Origin of the sequence: Streptomyces sp. CBMA156, assembly GCF_014596515.1 — a bacterium.
Taxonomy (GTDB): Bacteria; Actinomycetota; Actinomycetes; order Streptomycetales; family Streptomycetaceae; genus Kitasatospora.
This window is the reverse complement of sequence record NZ_MSJQ01000367.1, coordinates 1-14,989: the sequence shown is the minus strand read 5'-3', so window position 1 is coordinate 14,989 and position 14,989 is coordinate 1. Positions and strand designations below refer to the sequence as shown.

General features: G+C 75.6%; 16 protein-coding genes and 1 pseudogene. 6 read left to right on the top strand and 11 right to left on the bottom strand.

Going from position 1 to position 14,989, the window contains the following annotated elements; translation table 11 throughout:
* Positions 1–203 (top strand): annotated as a pseudogene (locus BU198_RS32015) (LysR family transcriptional regulator); the annotation flags it as partial.
* Positions 204–219: 16 nt separating this feature from the next.
* Complete coding sequence (locus BU198_RS32010; RefSeq protein WP_317620409.1) at positions 220–1,098, top strand: serine hydrolase; 879 nt, start codon at positions 220–222, stop codon at positions 1,096–1,098.
* Positions 1,099–1,177: 79 nt separating this feature from the next.
* Here the strand turns inward: BU198_RS32010 and BU198_RS32005 are convergent, their stop codons facing one another.
* The 5 genes from BU198_RS32005 to BU198_RS31985 form a co-directional block, all read right to left on the bottom strand.
* The gene (locus BU198_RS32005) at positions 1,178–2,065 is read right to left on the bottom strand and encodes an ABC transporter permease (protein WP_188300343.1); all 888 of its coding nucleotides are present in this window, start codon (positions 2,063–2,065) and stop codon (positions 1,178–1,180) included.
* Positions 2,025–2,864 carry an ATP-binding cassette domain-containing protein gene (locus BU198_RS32000; RefSeq protein WP_188300342.1) on the bottom strand — a complete coding sequence of 280 codons (840 nt, stop codon included), beginning with the start codon at positions 2,862–2,864 and terminating at the stop codon, positions 2,025–2,027. Before BU198_RS32000 ends, BU198_RS32005 begins: the two co-directional genes overlap by 41 nt.
* Positions 2,861–3,340 carry a MarR family winged helix-turn-helix transcriptional regulator gene (locus BU198_RS31995; protein WP_188300341.1) on the bottom strand — a complete coding sequence of 160 codons (480 nt, stop codon included), beginning with the start codon at positions 3,338–3,340 and terminating at the stop codon, positions 2,861–2,863. Before BU198_RS31995 ends, BU198_RS32000 begins: the two co-directional genes overlap by 4 nt.
* 413 nt (positions 3,341–3,753) lie before the next feature.
* On the bottom strand, positions 3,754–4,125 hold the full coding sequence (locus BU198_RS31990; RefSeq protein WP_188295940.1) for a hypothetical protein: 372 nt from the start codon (positions 4,123–4,125) through the stop codon (positions 3,754–3,756).
* 118 nt (positions 4,126–4,243) lie between these two features.
* Positions 4,244–4,807, bottom strand: coding sequence for an SMI1/KNR4 family protein (locus tag BU198_RS31985; protein WP_188295941.1), 564 nt, complete (start codon positions 4,805–4,807; stop codon positions 4,244–4,246).
* A gap of 452 nt (positions 4,808–5,259) precedes the next feature.
* Between BU198_RS31985 and BU198_RS31980 the strand changes: the two genes are divergently transcribed.
* A complete protein-coding gene (locus BU198_RS31980) occupies positions 5,260–5,514 on the top strand; it encodes an alpha/beta fold hydrolase (RefSeq protein ID WP_188295942.1) in 255 nt (84 codons plus the stop codon).
* A 30-nt stretch (positions 5,515–5,544) separates the two neighbouring features.
* Here BU198_RS31980 and BU198_RS31975 read toward each other — a convergent pair whose 3' ends face one another.
* Positions 5,545–5,910 (bottom strand): hypothetical protein, encoded by a 366-nt coding sequence (locus BU198_RS31975; RefSeq protein WP_188295943.1) that lies wholly within the window; start codon positions 5,908–5,910, stop codon positions 5,545–5,547.
* Between the two features lie 112 nt (positions 5,911–6,022).
* On the opposite strand from BU198_RS31975, the gene BU198_RS31970 reads away from it, so the two are divergent.
* Positions 6,023–6,340, top strand: coding sequence for a DUF6191 domain-containing protein (locus BU198_RS31970; protein WP_188295944.1), 318 nt, complete (start codon positions 6,023–6,025; stop codon positions 6,338–6,340).
* A gap of 88 nt (positions 6,341–6,428) precedes the next feature.
* On the opposite strand, the gene BU198_RS42865 is transcribed toward BU198_RS31970, so the two are convergent.
* The 4 genes from BU198_RS42865 to BU198_RS31950 all read right to left on the bottom strand — a co-directional run bounded on the left by BU198_RS42865 (position 6,429) and on the right by BU198_RS31950 (position 10,435).
* Entirely contained in the window at positions 6,429–7,193 is a 765-nt protein-coding gene (locus BU198_RS42865) for a class I SAM-dependent methyltransferase (RefSeq protein ID WP_317620000.1), read from the bottom strand.
* Between the two features lie 27 nt (positions 7,194–7,220).
* On the bottom strand, positions 7,221–8,279 hold the full coding sequence (locus BU198_RS31960) for a hypothetical protein (RefSeq protein WP_188295945.1): 1,059 nt from the start codon (positions 8,277–8,279) through the stop codon (positions 7,221–7,223).
* Entirely contained in the window at positions 8,276–9,466 is a 1,191-nt protein-coding gene (wecB, locus tag BU198_RS31955; RefSeq protein WP_188295946.1) for a non-hydrolyzing UDP-N-acetylglucosamine 2-epimerase, read from the bottom strand. The genes BU198_RS31960 and wecB overlap by 4 nt, the downstream gene beginning before the upstream one ends.
* Before the next feature lie 96 nt (positions 9,467–9,562).
* Positions 9,563–10,435: a TIGR04222 domain-containing membrane protein gene (locus tag BU198_RS31950; RefSeq protein WP_188295947.1), complete on the bottom strand. Its 873-nt coding sequence runs from the start codon at positions 10,433–10,435 to the stop codon at positions 9,563–9,565.
* 333 nt (positions 10,436–10,768) lie between these two features.
* On the opposite strand from BU198_RS31950, the gene BU198_RS31945 reads away from it, so the two are divergent.
* Entirely contained in the window at positions 10,769–12,058 is a 1,290-nt protein-coding gene (locus BU198_RS31945; protein ID WP_188295948.1) for a hypothetical protein, read from the top strand.
* 60 nt (positions 12,059–12,118) lie between these two features.
* Here BU198_RS31945 and BU198_RS31940 read toward each other — a convergent pair whose 3' ends face one another.
* Positions 12,119–13,672: an alpha/beta hydrolase gene (locus BU198_RS31940; protein WP_188295949.1), complete on the bottom strand. Its 1,554-nt coding sequence runs from the start codon at positions 13,670–13,672 to the stop codon at positions 12,119–12,121.
* Positions 13,673–13,871: 199 nt separating this feature from the next.
* Between BU198_RS31940 and BU198_RS31935 the strand changes: the two genes are divergently transcribed.
* Positions 13,872–14,855, top strand: a complete 984-nt coding sequence (locus BU198_RS31935; protein ID WP_317620001.1) for a LysR family transcriptional regulator — start codon at positions 13,872–13,874, stop codon at positions 14,853–14,855.
* Positions 14,856–14,989 lie beyond the last annotated feature (134 nt).

Below are 14,989 nucleotides of genomic sequence, written 5' to 3'. Positions count from 1 at the left end.
ACACCGGCCTGGTCTGGCGCCCCCTCGCGGGCGCCCCGCTGGCCTGGCGGCACTCCGTCGCCTGGCCGCGCGGGCACGGCGACACCGCCGTACGGGCCTTCGCCGACGCGGCCACCCATGCCCTGCGCACCACCACCGACGCCCGCCCCGACACCCCCGCCCGCCCGATGCGCCTGCGCCCGGCGGCGGAGTACTGGCTGTGACCCTGTGACCCGTACCGTGAACGTACCCGACGCCACCGACCGCATCCGCGCGGCCTTCGCCGACGCCGGAGTGACCGGCTGGCTGCACGCCCTCGACCTGGACTCCGGCGCCCAGCTCGACGTCGGCGCCGACCAGCCGGTCTGCACGGCGAGCGTCCACAAGCTGTGCCTGCTGGTCGCGCTGCACGAGCGGGCCGCGGCCGGCCACCTCGACCTCACCGAGGCGGTCGACTGCCCGCCCGACGGCCGTACCCCGGGGCCCACCGGGCTCGCCGCGATGCTGGACACCGCCCGGCTGTCGCTGCGCGACCTCGCGTACCTGATGATGACCGTCAGCGACAACGCCGCGGCGGACCTGCTCCTGGACCGGGTCGGCCTGGAGACCGTCAACCGCACCACGGCCCGCCTCGGCCTGGACGCGACGCGCGCCGTGGAGTCCTTCGGCGCCATGCTCGCGGGCGTCCGCCAGGACGCGGGCCCGGCCGGCGCCCGGGCGCTGGCCGACCCGCACGTCATCGCCCGGCTGCGCGCCCTGGACCCGGCCCGCTCCAACCGCAGCACCCCGCGGGACATGACCCGGCTGCTGCGCGCCGTGTGGCGCGACGAGGCGTGCACGCCCGAGCACGGCGCCGCCATCCGGCGGGTGATGGGCCTTCAGGTGTGGCCGCACCGGCTGGCCTCCGGCTTCCCGTTCGACGACGTGCACGTCGCGGGGAAGACCGGCTCGCTGCCGACGCTGCGCAACGAGGTCGGGGTCGTGGAGTACCCCGACGGCGGCCGCTACGCCGTCGCCGTCTTCACCCGCACCGCCCACACCGCGGCCGTCCTCCCGGCGGCCGACGCCGTCATCGGCACGGCCGCCCGCATCGCCGTCGACGCGCTGCACCACCGGTAGCGCGGCGTCGGGGCGCGTGCCCCGGCGCCGCGCACCCGGCGAGGACCCGCAGGACCCGCAGGACGCGCGGCTGACGGGCCTAGCGGGCCAGGCGTCCCAGCAGTGCGGAGGCGGCGCCGATGCCCAGGAGGGTGGCGAAGGCGAGGACGGCGAAGTCCAGGGGCAGGTGGGAGGGTGTGCCGATGAGCAGGCCGCGCAGCGCGTCGACCTGGTAGCTGAGCGGGTTGGCCCGGCTGACGACCTGGAGCCAGCCCGGCATCAGGTCGACGGGGTAGAGGGCGTTGGAGCCGAAGAACAGCGGCATGGTGATGGCCTGGCCGATGCCCATCAGGCGGTCGCGGGTGAGCACGATGCCGGCGATGGCCATCGACAGGCAGGAGAAGAACGCCGAGCCGAGCAGCACCGCGACCACCACGCCGAGCAGCCGCAGCGGGTTCCACGTCATCGCGACGCCGAGGAGGGCGGCGATCACCACCACCACGACGGCCTGGAGGACGGCCTTCACCCCGGCGGCGAAGGCCTTGCCGGTGACCAGGGCCGCGCGCGGGGTCGGGGTGACCAGCAGCTTGGTGAGGACCCCGGAGTCCCGCTCCCAGATGATCATGATGCCGTAGAAGATCGCGATGAACATCGCGGACTGGGCGATGATGCCGGGCGCCAGGTAGTCCAGGTACGGGATGCCGCCGGTGGGGATGGCCTTGAGGCGGGTGAACGTCTCGCCGAAGATCAGCAGCCACAGCGCCGGCTGGATCGCCCGGGTGTACAGCTCGGTGCGGTCGTGGCGCAGCTTCTGGAGTTCGACGGCGCACATCGCGCCGATGCGGGCGGGTACCAGGCGCCAGCCGGTGCGGGCGCGCGGGGGCACCAGCAGCAGGGACAGGTCGGGGCCGGCGGCGGGGTCGGCGGCGGGGTCGTTCGGCGGGGGTTCAGCCGACGCGGCCTGCGGTGCGGCGGGTTCGGCGGACATCGCTGAAGTCTCCTTCGGTGGCGTCGGCCAGCTGCCGGCCGGCGAAGTGGCGGAAGACGTCGTCGAGGCTGGGGTCGCCCTGGGCCGGGTCGCTGCGGTGTACCTGGTCCTTGAGCTGGGCGGGGGTGCCGAGGGCGCGGATGCGGCCGCGGTCCATGAGGGCGATGCGGTCGCAGTGGCGGTCGGCCTCGTCCATGTAGTGGGTGGTGACCAGGACGGTCATGCCGGTGGCGCGGCGTACGGCGTCCACGCGTTCCCACACGCCGGTGCGGGCGATCGGGTCCAGGCCGATGGTGGGTTCGTCCAGGACGAGCAGGCGCGGGGCGCTGACCAGGGCCTGGGCGAGTTCGAGGCGGCGCACCATGCCGCCGGAGTAGGTGGCGGCCATCCGTTCGGCGGCGTCGGTGAGGTCGACGGCGGCCAGGGCCTGGGCGACGCGTTCGGCGCGTTCGGCGCGCGGGACGTCGAAGACGCGGGCGAACAGGGCGACGTTCTCGCGTCCGGTCAGCCCGGAGTCGGCGGACAGCTGCTGGGGGACGTAGCCGAGCAGGCGGCGTACCTGCATGGGGTGGCGGGTGGCGTCGTGGCCGAAGACGCTCACCATGCCGGCGCCGACGGGCAGCAGGGTGGTGATCGCGCGGATGGTGGTGGTCTTGCCGGCGCCGTTGGGGCCGAGCAGGCCGAACACCTCGCCGGTGCGGACGGTCAGGTCGATGCCGTCGACGGCCCGGACGGTCTTGCCTCGGCCGTGGCCGAAGACGTACTCCAGGCCGTGGCAGACCACCGCGTCCTCGTTCATCGTTCCTCCCCGGGCAGGGCGCGCAGGCCCTCGGTGACCAGGTGCAGGGCGGGCAGGGCGGCGGCCAGGGCCTCGCGCTCGGCAGGTGGCAGGCCGGCGACGACGTCCTCCATCAGCGCGCGGCGGCGCCGGCGCCAGGCCTCGATCCGTTCGACGGCCTGCCCGGTGGCGTGCAGGCGGGCGGCCCTGCGGTCGGCGGGGTCGGTCTCGCGGCGCAGCAGGTTCTTGGCGACGAGCTGGTTGACGAGGGTGGAGACGGAGTTGCCGGCCAGGCACAGTTCCTCGGCGGCTTCCGAGACGCGCAGGCCGGGGGTGTCCGTCACCAGGCGCAGCAGTTCGATCTGGGCGCCGCGCAGGCGGGGTTCGTCCATGCTCTGTCGCAGGCGGCGGCGGACCAGGCGCTGGATGCCGACGAGGGTGGTGGAGAAGTCGTCGGCCAGCGCGACGTCGAGCGGTGGGAGCTCTGTCGCGGTCATACGGTCATTTTAGCTCTCAGTGAGAGGTATCCGTCGAGGGGTGGTTTCGGTCAGGCGGTGCGTCGGCCGTGGCGGAGGGCGGGGCGGGATGGGCGGGGCGGGGGCCTGGGCGGGGCTGGTCCCGGGGTGTCGGCACCGGTGCCGGTCCCGGCCCGGAGCGGGAAGTCGGCCCGTCCGACTTCCCACTCCGCCGCTCGGCCGGGGGGCGCGGCCGTGGCGCCCGGGGGGGTGCTCTGCCGGTGGTTGCCGTGACGGGCACGAGAAGTTCCTGGCACCGGCGCGCGTCCCGCAGGGGGCCGGATCCGGGCCGGCGGGCCACCGGGCCTGACCGGGGCACTGTGGCACCCCGGCCCGGTCCGGCGCCGGCTGATCTCCCCCGCGCGCCGCCGGGGGCGGAGGGGACCCTCGGTGCGTCAGTAGGCGGCGTTGGCCCGGTCGTTGAACCAGTCGGGCAGGTTCGCCCACGATTCGCCCGCGCCGGCGGTGAAGGTCAGGCCGTCGCCGGACAGGTGCACCTGCTGTCCGGCGGAGGAGGCCCAGCTTCGGAGCGAGGAGACCTTGTGGTTGACCAGGACGGGGAAGACCGTCCAGGTCCCGATCCGGAACTCCCAGCAGTCGCCCGAGTAGTTGTCGTCGGTGAACACCTGCCCGTACCCGGCCTGCCCGTAGTGGGTGCAGTTTCCCGCCGCCTGGGCACCGGGCGCGGCGGCGACCAGTGCCGCCGCGGTCGTGACGGCGGCGACGATCCCGGCCGTGAGACGGGGCTTGCCGATCCTCGGGGACATCTCGGTCCTCTCTCGTGACATGTGATGCCTGCCGCAAGTGATGATGGGCCGTCATCGGCCCCCCTGGCCAGTAGGTGCCCGGCCGGGATCATCCCCTGGCGTCCCCGGGGCCCCGCCCTCACCAACCGTCGGTACGGCAGGCACCCGGTCCGTCGGCCGACGGCTCGGAGACGTGGTAACGGGCGTTCTTCCCCGGCCACGTGTAGTCGAGGAACGGCGGCCGGTCCACCCGCTCGAAGCACCGCAGCAGGAACTCGGTGAAGGTGCCGGCGGTCTCGAACCACTCCCCGATCTCGCTGCGGACGATGATGCGCCAGTCGTCGGGGTCGGGTTCCAGTGTCAGGAAGTAGTACCAGTTGGCCTGTTCGTCGTGCCCCCAGTTGATCAGGCCGCCCTCCTCGGGGTGGAACGGCCACGGGTGGACTTCGAGGTCGTCCCGTCGCTTCTCCTCCAGGGGCCAGAGCTCCTCCGCCTCCTCGCGGGTGCCGTCCACCGGCCTGTCCAGCCACAGGTACCCGTCCACGGCGCCGGGCCCGAAGAGGTCCAGGAACGCCTTGTAGTCGGTGGGAAGGACCAGCCCCAGGCAGGCCTGCGACGCCGACCACAGCTCCGGCCGCGCCTGCCCCCACCACTGCGGCTCGCCGAGCCGCTCCCGCAGCCCGTCCAGCGCCGTCGGCGACATGCCTCTCCCCCTCCTGTCGTGTCCGCATGGTCCCGGACGGCATCCTGGCACCCGGGGCCGACAACCCGGCCCCGGCACCGGGCACGGGCGCCCGGTCGGCTGCTCCCCCGCGGCGGCCGCTCGGGTGTGAACCAGCGCCCGACGGCCGCCCGCAGGCCGGTCGGACGTCGGGGCCTGCGCCCTGCGTGAGGACGGCTGGGCGGTTTCGGCCGCAAGCTGAGCGGACAATGCTTGGGGTCTCCTCGGTCTCTGCCGGAATGAGCAGTGGCGATGACGGCGGAAATGAGGACACCAGCGGAGCCGCAACGACCTGCTGAGTCCGGCGCAACGCCCCGCCGCGTGCCGTCGCGCTGCGGGAGGCGCTGGAGGAACGCGGCGTCCCGGCCGGCTACTTCCTGGACAGCGCGGCCGAGTTCGAGGACGGCTGGGGGTTCCTCTTCGACACCGGCGACATGGCGGCCTCCCAGGAGAACCTGACCGGGGACTTCACGGAGGTGTGGAACGCCTCCGCCCAGCCGGCGCTGCTCCTGCGCGCCGCCCGCAGCTTCCTCCTCAGCCCCGCCACCGCACGGCGGATGGCCTCCGAGCGGGCGAACACCCGCCTGGTGGAGGTCCCTGACTGCGGGCACTGGATCCCCACCGACGCGCCCGGCGCCCTCGCCCGCCACGTCGGCGCCTTCCTCGACGGCCTCCCCCCGGCGCCCTGAACACCCCCGGCCGGGGGCGGGGCGCGGCGGTCACCAGATCCGCACGCCGCCGCCGACGCGCGCGGCCCGGCGGGCGGCGTCGAGGATGTTGTCCAGCCGGGCGGTGATCTGCCCGGCCCGCCCGGGCGGGTCCATGCGGGCGGCGAGGGACTCGGCGCTGCCCAGCAGCAGCAGGACCTCCTCGGTGAACTCGGCCACCTCGGCCGGGGCGACGTCCAGGTCGCCCTCGGCCAGCCGGGGCAGGAAGCGTGCGCCCAGCGAGCGGACCGCCGGCGACCCCCAGAGCGCGGAGCGCCAGCGCTCGAATCCCGCGAGGTCCGACGAGCCCTCGGGGACGTCCAGGAGGCGGCACCCGCCGCTCTCGTCGGTGACGAACACATCGACCAGCAGACTCATCCGGGCAGTGGATCACTCCCCCGCCCCGGCGGTCCACACCACCCCCCCCGGCCCGGAGGAAAGACCCCAGAACCCCTGTGCGACTGCCCGGCGGGCGGCGATACTGGGCCGCATGGGGTTCCTCATCTTCCTGACGCTGCCCGGCCTGGTACTGCTGCTCACCGCGCTGGCGGTGGTCGACCAGGTGCTGCTGCGGGCCGGCCGCGCCGGACTGCTGCCCTGGCGCACCGGCGCCCGGCAGGGGCAGGTCTCCGCGACCGGCTTCGAGCAGCTGCACGCCAGCTTCTCCGCGGGCAAGCAGCACGAGCTCAAGGAGCGGCAGTCGGCGCTGATGCTGCGCGACGACGAGGAGGACGGCGCCCCGCCGAACCGCACCGGGGTGGACCTGGTGCGCGGCTCCGCGGTGATCCGGCTGCCCAAGGCCTCCTGACCGACGGAACCGCCCGGCGTTTCGGCGCCGCACCGCGCCGGGCCGGGGGACGTGCCGGGCCGCCGGCGGGACCGGCTCCGGCGCCCGGTCAGCCGCGGTGGAGGGTGAGCGTGTAGAACTGCGCCCCGGCGGGGTCCGTGGTCGCGCCGTAGTCGTAGCCGGCCGACAAGGCGGTGAGGCCGGCTGCTTCGGCGTGGGCGAGGAGCTCGGGCTCGCGGCGCGGGCGGATCCGGTCGCGCGTGGTGAACTCCTCGCGCAGGCGCCCGCGGTCGTCGTGCAGGCGGTAGCGGCGCTCGATCCGGTGGCACCCGTCGTCGAGCACCGTGATCCTCTTGTCCCGGGCGAGGAGCCCGTGGGCGTACGGGCGCCGGTAGTCCGGACGGAACTCCTCGTGGTGCCGGACGGGCCGGGGGACGAAGCCGTCGAGGACGAGGACGCCGTCGGGCGCGAGCAGGCCGCGGGCGCTGTCCAGGAAGCCGCGCAGTTCACCCGGCGTCGTGAGGTAGGTGACGAGCGAGTACGGCGCCAGGACGGTGCTGAAGGGCCCGCGCAGGGCGAGGCGTTGGAGGCTCATCCGGGCGACCCGGGCCGTCAGGCCCAGCGCGGCCGCGTCGCGGCGCAGGCGGCGCAGCATCGGCATGGACAGGTCGATGCCGACGGCGTCCGCGCCGTCCCGGAGGAGCGGGAGCAGGATGCGCCCGGTGCCGCAGCCGAGTTCGAGGGTGGGGCCGCCGCGGCGTCGGCACAGGTCCCGGTACCAGCCGATGTCGTCGTGGGGCATGCTGCGGCCCATGTCCTCGGCGTAGATGTCGGCGATCAGGTCGTAGGACCAGGGGTGCGGCTGGGCGTTCACGGCGGTGTCGCTTCCTGCTGGGAGGGGTCAGACGAGGTCGCCCGGTGTGGTGTGCGGCGGCGGTCCGGCGTCGTGGGCCCGGTGCCGGGTGTGCGCCTGGTGCCAGGAGAGTGCCTGTTCGGCGAACATGGCGCTCCAGACGTTGAGTTGACGTGGCCGGGCGGCCGGGTCGAAGGGGATGGCGCCGTCGGCGCGGACCCTGGCGGCGAGTGCGGCGGCCGTCCGGTCGAGGCCGGGTTCGTGGCGGTGCAGGAGCAGGCCGAGGCGCAGGGCCTGGGCCATGACGTCGCTGCGGCGGACGGTGGCCGTGTCGAGTGATTCGGGCAGGGTGCCGGCCGGGTCGGCTTGGGCGAGGAGCCGTGTCAGGACGGCGGTGGCCGCGGCCCGGTCGGCGCCGGGTGAGGCGAGGTGGCCTTCCAGGAAGTACAGGGTGGGGTGCAGCGGGTGGTCGAAGGCCCGGGCGGGGTCGGGGCGGTGGCGGGTCAGGTGGCGGGCGCAGGCCAGGGCGAGGGGTGGTGGCAGCGGGACGAGGGCCGCGGCGTCGAGGATGCGGGCGGCGGCCTTGGTGAGGAAGGGTCCGCTGCGGGTGGACCAGCGGGGTGGGGGCGGGGTTGCTCCGGGCTCGGTGCGCAGCGGGCGCAGTGTTCCGTCGTGGTCGACGAAGCCGGCGAGGGCGGTCAGCAGGGCGTGCAGGGTTCGTTCGGGTGGGTCCAGGAGTGCGGCGCGGGTGGCCGCGGTGAGGCCGCCGACGAGCATGGCGAGGTCGAAGAAGAACTGGGCGTCGTTGCGCCAGTCCCGGGCGGCGTCGTCGTGGAGGTGGATGCGGGTCGGTGGCAGCGGGCCGGTGGTGTAGCGGCGTTCGACCCATGCGGCGGCGGCGTGGGCCGCGGGTCGGCGGCGCGGGTCGGGCGGCAGGTGGGGGGAGGCGAGCCAGTGCAGGTAGTAGCCGGTGATCTCGCCGTAGACGTAGGCGGCGCGGCCGTCGGGTGCGAGTGTGCCGGCGACCGCTCCGTGTTCGCGGCCGTGGCGTTGCTGGGCGGGTCCGTCGAGGAGCCATTCGCGCAGGGCGCCGGCGGCGTCGGTCATGGGGTGGTCTCCCGGGCGGGATCGGGTTGTCGGGGGCCGGGGGTCCTGGGCCGGCTGCGGATGACGTGGGCGAGCCGCCGGGCGATCCGTTCTCCGGCCCGGCCGTCCCCGAAGGGGGCGGTGCGGTCGAATGCCTGGGGGCGGGGTCTCGGTGCGGCGAGGAGTTCGTGTGCGGCGTCGAGGACCGCCTGCGGGTGGGCCGGGACCAGGCGGGTGGTGCCGGTGCCGAGGGCTTCGGGGCGTTCGGTGTTCTCGCGGGCCACGAGGACGGGGACGCCCAGGTACGGTGCCTCCTCCTGGATGCCGCCCGAGTCGGTGACCACCAGGGCGGCGCGGGCCAGCGCGTGGACGAACACCGGGTAGGGCAGTGGGTCGGTGAGGGTGATGCGCGGGTGGCCGGCGAACCGGCGTTGCAGGCGCGCCCGGACGGCGGGGTTGGGGTGCTGGGGGCACAGGACGTGCAGGTCCGTGCGGGAGCGCAGGAGTTCGAGGACGGCGTGGCAGAGCGGGTCGAGGCGTCGTCCGGCGTTCTCGCGGCGGTGGATGGTCATCACGACCAGGGGGGCGCGGGGTGGCAGGAGTTCGCGCAGGGCGTGGGGGGCGGGGCGGGCGAGTGTCTCGCGCAGGACGTCGATGATGGTGTTGCCGACGGTCTCGACGCTCATGCCGGTGATGCCTTCCCTGCGGAGGTTGGCGGTGGCCTCGGCGGTGGGGGCGAAGTGCAGGTCGGCCAGGGCGGCGACGCGGCGGCGGAACAGTTCCTCCGGGAAGGGGCGTAGCGGGTGGGCGGTGCGCAGTCCCGCCTCGACGTGGGTGAGCGGCACGGCGGCGGCGTGTGCGGCGAGTGCCCCGGCGTAGGTGGTGGAGGTGTCGCCGTGGACGACCAGCAGTCGGGGTGCCAGGCGGCGGATCGCCTCGTGTGCGGCTTCGCGCAGGCCTCGTACGGTGGCGGCCAGTGAGCCGGAGCCGCGGGAGGGGGTGAGGACTTCGGTGGGGGCGAGGCCGAAGGGTGCGAGTGCGGCGGTCACCATGCCGGGGTGCTGGCCGCTGTCGAGGAGGGCCGTCTCCAGGCCGAGTCGTGGCAGTGCCCGCAGCAGGGGGATCAGTTTGAGTGCCTCGGGTCTGGTCCCGGCGAGCAGTACGACGGGCCCGTTCGGGGGGCGTGGGTGGGGCGGGTCGGAGGTCACGGTGGTGTTCTCTTCCCCGGGGTGCGGCGGCGCGAACCTGGAAGCTGATGTTTCGTCAGTTCCGTTCGGTGGGGCGGCCGTACCGGGCCCGGCGTCCTAGAGTCCGCCGCCGCAGCCCCCGCAGCCGCCGCAGCCCGATCCGCCGCAGGCGCCGCCCAGGCCGACGCCGTCGCTGCCCGAGCCGGTGTGGGAGCGGGCGGCGGCGGTGCGGGCGGTCTTGCGGGCGTGGGAGGCCTCCCGGCAGATCCGCAGGTCGTGGAGGGCCGGCAGGGCGCTCAGCCCGCCGGTGGCCACGGCCTCGATCCCGTACCCGGGGCGGTCGTCCGCGCGGGCGGCGGCCAGCACCCGGGCGCCGGGGGCGGTGCTGCGGCGCTCGGCGGGCCGCGCCTTGCGGTTGATCACCAGGGCGGCCGCGGTCAGGGCGGTGAAGGCCGGCGGCGCGATGCCCCAGGGCCCGCCCCACAGGAGTGCCCACACCATCGCGACCACGCCCGTCACGGCCACCGCGGCGGCCACCAGCGGCATCCACACCGCGAACTCCCGTACCCGGCGCAGTAGTTTCTCGTCGTCGACGAGTCCCAGGGCCGCCAGCCGGCCGCGCAGTCCCCTCGCCTCCGGGGAGCGGTCGAACTCCGCGGCCAGGTCCCCGAGGTCGCGGGTGCGGGTGGACAGGAGTCCGAGCAGTTCGAGGACCGCCGTCTCGAAGCCGTCCCCGGTGGACCGGCCGGTGGTGGCGGTGACGTCGCCCGAGCGGGAGGCGACCAGCAGGCCGCGCTCGTGCATCCGCGCGAACGTCAGGTCAGCCAGGGTCCCGGCCAGGCAGGCGAGTTCGGTGAGGTCGAGGTCGAAGTCCCGTTTCTCCGCGAGCCGTTCGGCCCGGTACAGGTCCGCCAGCAGTGCGTGGCAGCGGTGCCGGGCCCAGGCCAGGCCCGCGGCCGTCCCCAGCAGGAGGACCAGCAGTACCCCCATGACGCCCCCTCCCCCCGCGACCTGTGACGCGTCAGCCCAGTGTGGGGATGCCGGGCCGCCGGGGCAAGCAACAAATCCGTTACGGGCAACGGGAGTTCGCTCGTGCCGCGGACGGCCGGAGTGTCCGGTTCACCCGCGCGCGGCAGAGCCGGAAGCTAGAGTCGCGGCCATGACAGCCCGCCGCCGGGGGCGTTCGCGCACCGGCGGCGGCAGCACACGGCCCGCCTGTACCACCGCACCACCGGTCCCGCCCGGCGCGTTCGGCTGCTCCACCGGTACGGCCGGCGCCGCGGCGGGCCGCCATGTCGCCGATCAGACGAGGAAGCCCGTGTCATGACCGTCCGCACCGTCCGCACTGTCCGTACCGTCCGCCGCCGAACGGCCGTCGCCGCCGTCGCGGCCGCACTCACCGCCGGGGCGCTGCTGGCAGCCCCCGCCGCCGCCACACCATCCGCCCCCGTCCTGCCCGCTGTGCCCGCCGTGCCCGCGGCCGGCGCCACGCTGCCCATGACCGCGCTGTCGACCGGTCTGCCCGACAAGCCGTACAGCGATCCGACCGGGCTCAACAACGCCGGCGTCGTCGTCGGCTACGCCTGGGCGTCCGGGCAGGGCAGCACGTCGAGCGCGATCCGCTGGAACGCGGACCGCTCGCCCGCCGTCCTGCCCCCGCTGCCCGGCGAGGACAACGCGCAGGCCCTGGGGGTGAACGACGCCGGGACGGTCATCGGCACCTCCTGGTCCCTCCCCCGGAGCTGGGCGGAGGCGACGGCCGTGCGCTGGTCCGCCGGCGGCACGCCCACCGCCCTGGCGCCGCTGCCCGGCGACACCTACAGCAGGCCCGTCGCGATCAGCGCGAGCGGGATCGTGGCCGGCGTCTCCTCCCACGGCGGCGAGGACCACGCCGTCGCCTGGCGCCCGGACGGCACCGCCGTCGCCCTGGCCCCGCTGCCCGGCGACACCCGGAGCGAGGCCTTCGACGTCAACAGCGCCGGCTTCGCGGTCGGCGTCTCCGGCACGGGCGGCGCCGGGGAGCCGCACGCCGTCGTCTGGAGCCCCGACGGCACCGCGACCGCGTTCGTCACCGACCCGGGCGCCGTCCGCAGCTGGGCACGCAGGATCAACGACGCCGGCGCGGTGGTCGGCTGGGCCGACCTGCCGGAACCGGGCCTGGGGACCCTGCGGCACGGTCTGCTGCGCTCGGCCGGCGGCGTCCTGCACGACCTGGGCCCGTACACCTACCCCGATGCGCTCAACAGCTCGGGTGAGGCCGTGGGCGACTACCAGCCGGACCCGCAGGTCCCGCGCAACCACGCCGCGCGGTGGAGCCCGCAGGGCGTCCTGACCGCGCTCGACCCGGCCCCGCCGGGCGGGCGGACGATCGCCACGGACATCAACGACTCCGGCACCGCGGTCGGCTACGCCTGGGACGGCATACCCTCCCGGCAGTACCAGTCGGGCCGGATCTGGGCCCGCGGCGGCGGCGCCGCCGAGAACCTCGACCCGACCGGTGCCACCAACAGCGCCCGCCTGGTGAACAACAGCGGCCTGGTCGTCGGCCTGTGGCTGCTCCGGGGTGCGGGCGACCTCTACCCGCACCACGTGGCCGCCGTCTGGCGGCCCTGACCGCTCGCACCCGTCCGCCCCGGGCCGCCGCCGACAGGGCGGCGGCCCGGGGCGCGCGGGCTACTTGGCGCAGGTGAGGTCGCGGGCCGGCAGCCGGCCGGTGGCCAGGTAGGCGTTGACGGCGGTGTCGACGCACGCGTTGCCGTACACGGCGTAGTCGGCGTGCTGGGCCGCGCCGGCCAGGGTGAGCAGCCGGGAGCTCGGCAGCAGGGTGTGCAGGGCGGCGGCGCCGGTGTAGGGGGTGCGGGGGTCGCCGGTGGCGGCGACGATCAGGGCCGGGGCGTCGCGGCGGACCTCGGTGGGTTCCTCGCGGGGGCGGTCCCAGAAGGCGCAGGGGGTGATGTTCTCGGTCATCGGGCCGAACAGGGGGTGGGCGGCGCGGTCGGCTTCGATGTCGCGCCAGTACTGCTCGGGGTCGCGCGGGGCGGGGGCGTCGCCGCACAGGATCGCGGTCTGCGCGCTGGCGCCGGGCGAGCCGGCCGGGGTGAAGCCGGTGCGCAGGACGGCGGCGACGGCGGGCGGCAGCGCGGTGGGGTGGCCTTCGGCGGCCCGGGCGAGCAGGGACACCTGCTCGGCCAGGGCGGCGTGCGCCCCGTCGGTGTCGCTGCCGAGTGCGGTGAAGATCAGGGCGGGGACCTGGCTGTCGTCGAGGCGGAAGGTGTCGGGGCCGGTGCCGAGGGTGAGCGGGGTGCGGGCGGAGGCGGCGAGGACGTCCCCGACGGTGGCGAGGACCTGGGCGCGGGTGCGGCCCAGGGCGTAGGTGTCGTGGCGGGCGGCCGTCCAGTCGGCCCAGCCATCCAGGGCGCGCTCGTTGGCGTCCTCGGTGCCGCGCATCAGGCGCGGGTTGTAGCGGCGGGGGTCCAGGGCGCTGTCGAGGACCACGCGGTCCTGGCGGCCGGGGAACAGCTGGGTGTAGACCGTGCCCAGGTAGGTGCCGTAGGAGTAGCCGAGGTAGGAGATCCGGCGTTCGCCGAGCGCGGCGCGCACGACGTCGATGTCGCGGGCGGTGTTGCGGGTGGTGACGTGCGGCAGGAGTGCCGCGTTGGTGGCGCGGCAGGCGTCCGCGGTGGCCTTGGCCTCGGCCCTCTGGCGTTCGAAGCCGGCGCGGGTGGGGCCGGCCGAGGGGAGGCCGGGGCCGTGGGAGAGGCCGCAGTCCAGCGGGGTGCTGCGGCCCGTGAAGCGCGGGTCCAGGCCGATCAGGTCGTAGCGGGCGCCGGTCTCCCCCATCGCGGGGCGGACCAGCAGGCCCGTGGCGAGGCCGCTGTTGCCCGGCCCTCCGGGGTTGATCAGCAGGGAGCCGATCCGGTGGCGGGTGTCGGTGGCCTTCAGACGGGATATCGCGACGGTGATGCTCCGGCCTGCGGGGTCGGTGTAGTCGAGCGGCACGCGCGCGTCCGCGCAGCGCGCGCCCGCGGCGTCCAGGGCGCGGCCGTCCGCGTCGTCGGGGCCCTGGGCGCAGCCGTGCCAGTCGAGGCGCTGGTGGTGGTAGCGGTCGAGCCCGCCGGAGGCGGAGGCGGGTGCGGAGGCGGCGGCGGTGGGTGCGGTGGCGAGGCAGGCGGTGAGGGCGAGGGTGAGGGCCGAGGCCCGTCGTAGGGCGGTGCGGGCGGCGGTCATGCGATCTCCAGACGGCAGTGGGTCGGGCGTCGGGGGGGTCGACCCCGGGCGGGTCGAGCCTTTCAGCGCGGCCGGGGGCCCTTCGTCGCCCTGTGGCACGAACTGGCGGTACGTCAGCTGCATCAGGGCGGGTCGTCGGTGTACGGCCGGAGCAGCACGGGCCGGGGGCGGGCGGGGGGGCGGGCGTAGCATCGGGCGGGTGTGGGAGCGACTGGAGATCGAGGGTTTCGTGGTGCTGGCCGAGGAGCTGCACTTCGGCCGGACGGCCGAGCGGCTGGGGGTCTCCAGGGCGCGGGTGAGCCAGACGGTGCAGCGGCTGGAGCGGCGGGTGGGTGCGCCGCTGTTCGAGCGGACCAGCCGGCGGGTGCGGCTGACGGAGCCCGGGCGGCGGCTGCTGGAGGACGTGGGGCCGGCGTACCGGCGCATCGAGGAGGGGCTGGCGAAGGCGCGGGCCGCGGCGCGGGGGGTGGAGGGCGAACTCACGGTCGGCTACCTCGGCGGTGCGGCGGGTGAGTTCGTGATGGCGGTGATCGGCGTGTTCGGGCGCCGCTACCCGGGTATCGAGGTGCGCATCCGGGAGACGCAGGTGGCGTCCATGTTCGATGCGCTGCGCGGTGGTGAGGCGCAGGTGCTGGTCACCCAGTTCCCGGTGGAGGAGCCGGATCTGGTGCGGGGCCCGGTGCTGCTGCGGGTGCCGCGGATGCTGGCGGTGCCGGCCAACCACGTGCTGGCCGGGCGGGAGTCGGTCGGGGCGGAGGATCTGGCGCGGGACCGGGTGTTCGCGTGCGCGGGGCATGTTCCCGGGTACTGGCAGGAGCATCTGGCGCCGTCCCGCACGCCCGCGGGGGCGCAGGTGGTGCGGGGGCGGTCGGCGGCGACGCTGGCGGAGACGCTGGCGATGGTCGGGGCGGGGCAGGGCATCTCGCCGGTGGGCGCGGACGTGGCCGCGCATTCGGCGCCGCCCGGGGTGGTGTTCGTGCCGTTCGTGGATGCCGGGCCGCTGGAGTACGGGCTGGTGTGGCGGGCGGACGGGCACAGTGCGCGGGTGGAGGCGTTCGCGGCGGTGGCGCAGGAGCGGGCCCGGGAGTGGGTCCGGGAGTGGACGGGGCCCCGGGCGGGGGCCCGGGCGGGGGCCCGGATGAAGTCCGAGGTGGGATCGCGGACGGAGCCCGCCGATCGGTAAGCGGGGCTTACCGGTCGTTGCGTGATCGGGGGCTGATCTCCGGGGCCGCGGCGGCCAGGCTGGTGCCATGACCAGCGACCTTTCGGCGCGCCGCGCCGGCCCCGGCCCCTCCTGCGACCCCGCCCCGGCCCCCT

What these genes read in the sequence shown, in the direction of transcription:
- BU198_RS31980 (WP_188295942.1), top strand. Translation starts at nt 5,260, where the DNA reads ATGGCGGCCTCCCAGGAGAACCTGACCGGGGACTTCACGGAGGTGTGG.
- BU198_RS32000 (WP_188300342.1), bottom strand. Translation starts at nt 2,864, where the DNA reads ATGAACGAGGACGCGGTGGTCTGCCACGGCCTGGAGTACGTCTTCGGC.
- BU198_RS31945 (WP_188295948.1), top strand. Translation starts at nt 10,769, where the DNA reads ATGACCGTCCGCACCGTCCGCACTGTCCGTACCGTCCGCCGCCGAACG.
- BU198_RS31970 (WP_188295944.1), top strand. Translation starts at nt 6,023, where the DNA reads ATGGGGTTCCTCATCTTCCTGACGCTGCCCGGCCTGGTACTGCTGCTC.
- BU198_RS31985 (WP_188295941.1), bottom strand. Translation starts at nt 4,807, where the DNA reads ATGTCGCCGACGGCGCTGGACGGGCTGCGGGAGCGGCTCGGCGAGCCG.
- BU198_RS31975 (WP_188295943.1), bottom strand. Translation starts at nt 5,910, where the DNA reads ATGAGTCTGCTGGTCGATGTGTTCGTCACCGACGAGAGCGGCGGGTGC.
- BU198_RS31990 (WP_188295940.1), bottom strand. Translation starts at nt 4,125, where the DNA reads ATGTCCCCGAGGATCGGCAAGCCCCGTCTCACGGCCGGGATCGTCGCC.
- BU198_RS31995 (WP_188300341.1), bottom strand. Translation starts at nt 3,340, where the DNA reads ATGACCGCGACAGAGCTCCCACCGCTCGACGTCGCGCTGGCCGACGAC.
- BU198_RS32005 (WP_188300343.1), bottom strand. Translation starts at nt 2,065, where the DNA reads ATGTCCGCCGAACCCGCCGCACCGCAGGCCGCGTCGGCTGAACCCCCG.
- BU198_RS31960 (WP_188295945.1), bottom strand. Translation starts at nt 8,279, where the DNA reads ATGACCGACGCCGCCGGCGCCCTGCGCGAATGGCTCCTCGACGGACCC.
- BU198_RS31940 (WP_188295949.1), bottom strand. Translation starts at nt 13,672, where the DNA reads ATGACCGCCGCCCGCACCGCCCTACGACGGGCCTCGGCCCTCACCCTC.
- BU198_RS31950 (WP_188295947.1), bottom strand. Translation starts at nt 10,435, where the DNA reads ATGGGGGTACTGCTGGTCCTCCTGCTGGGGACGGCCGCGGGCCTGGCC.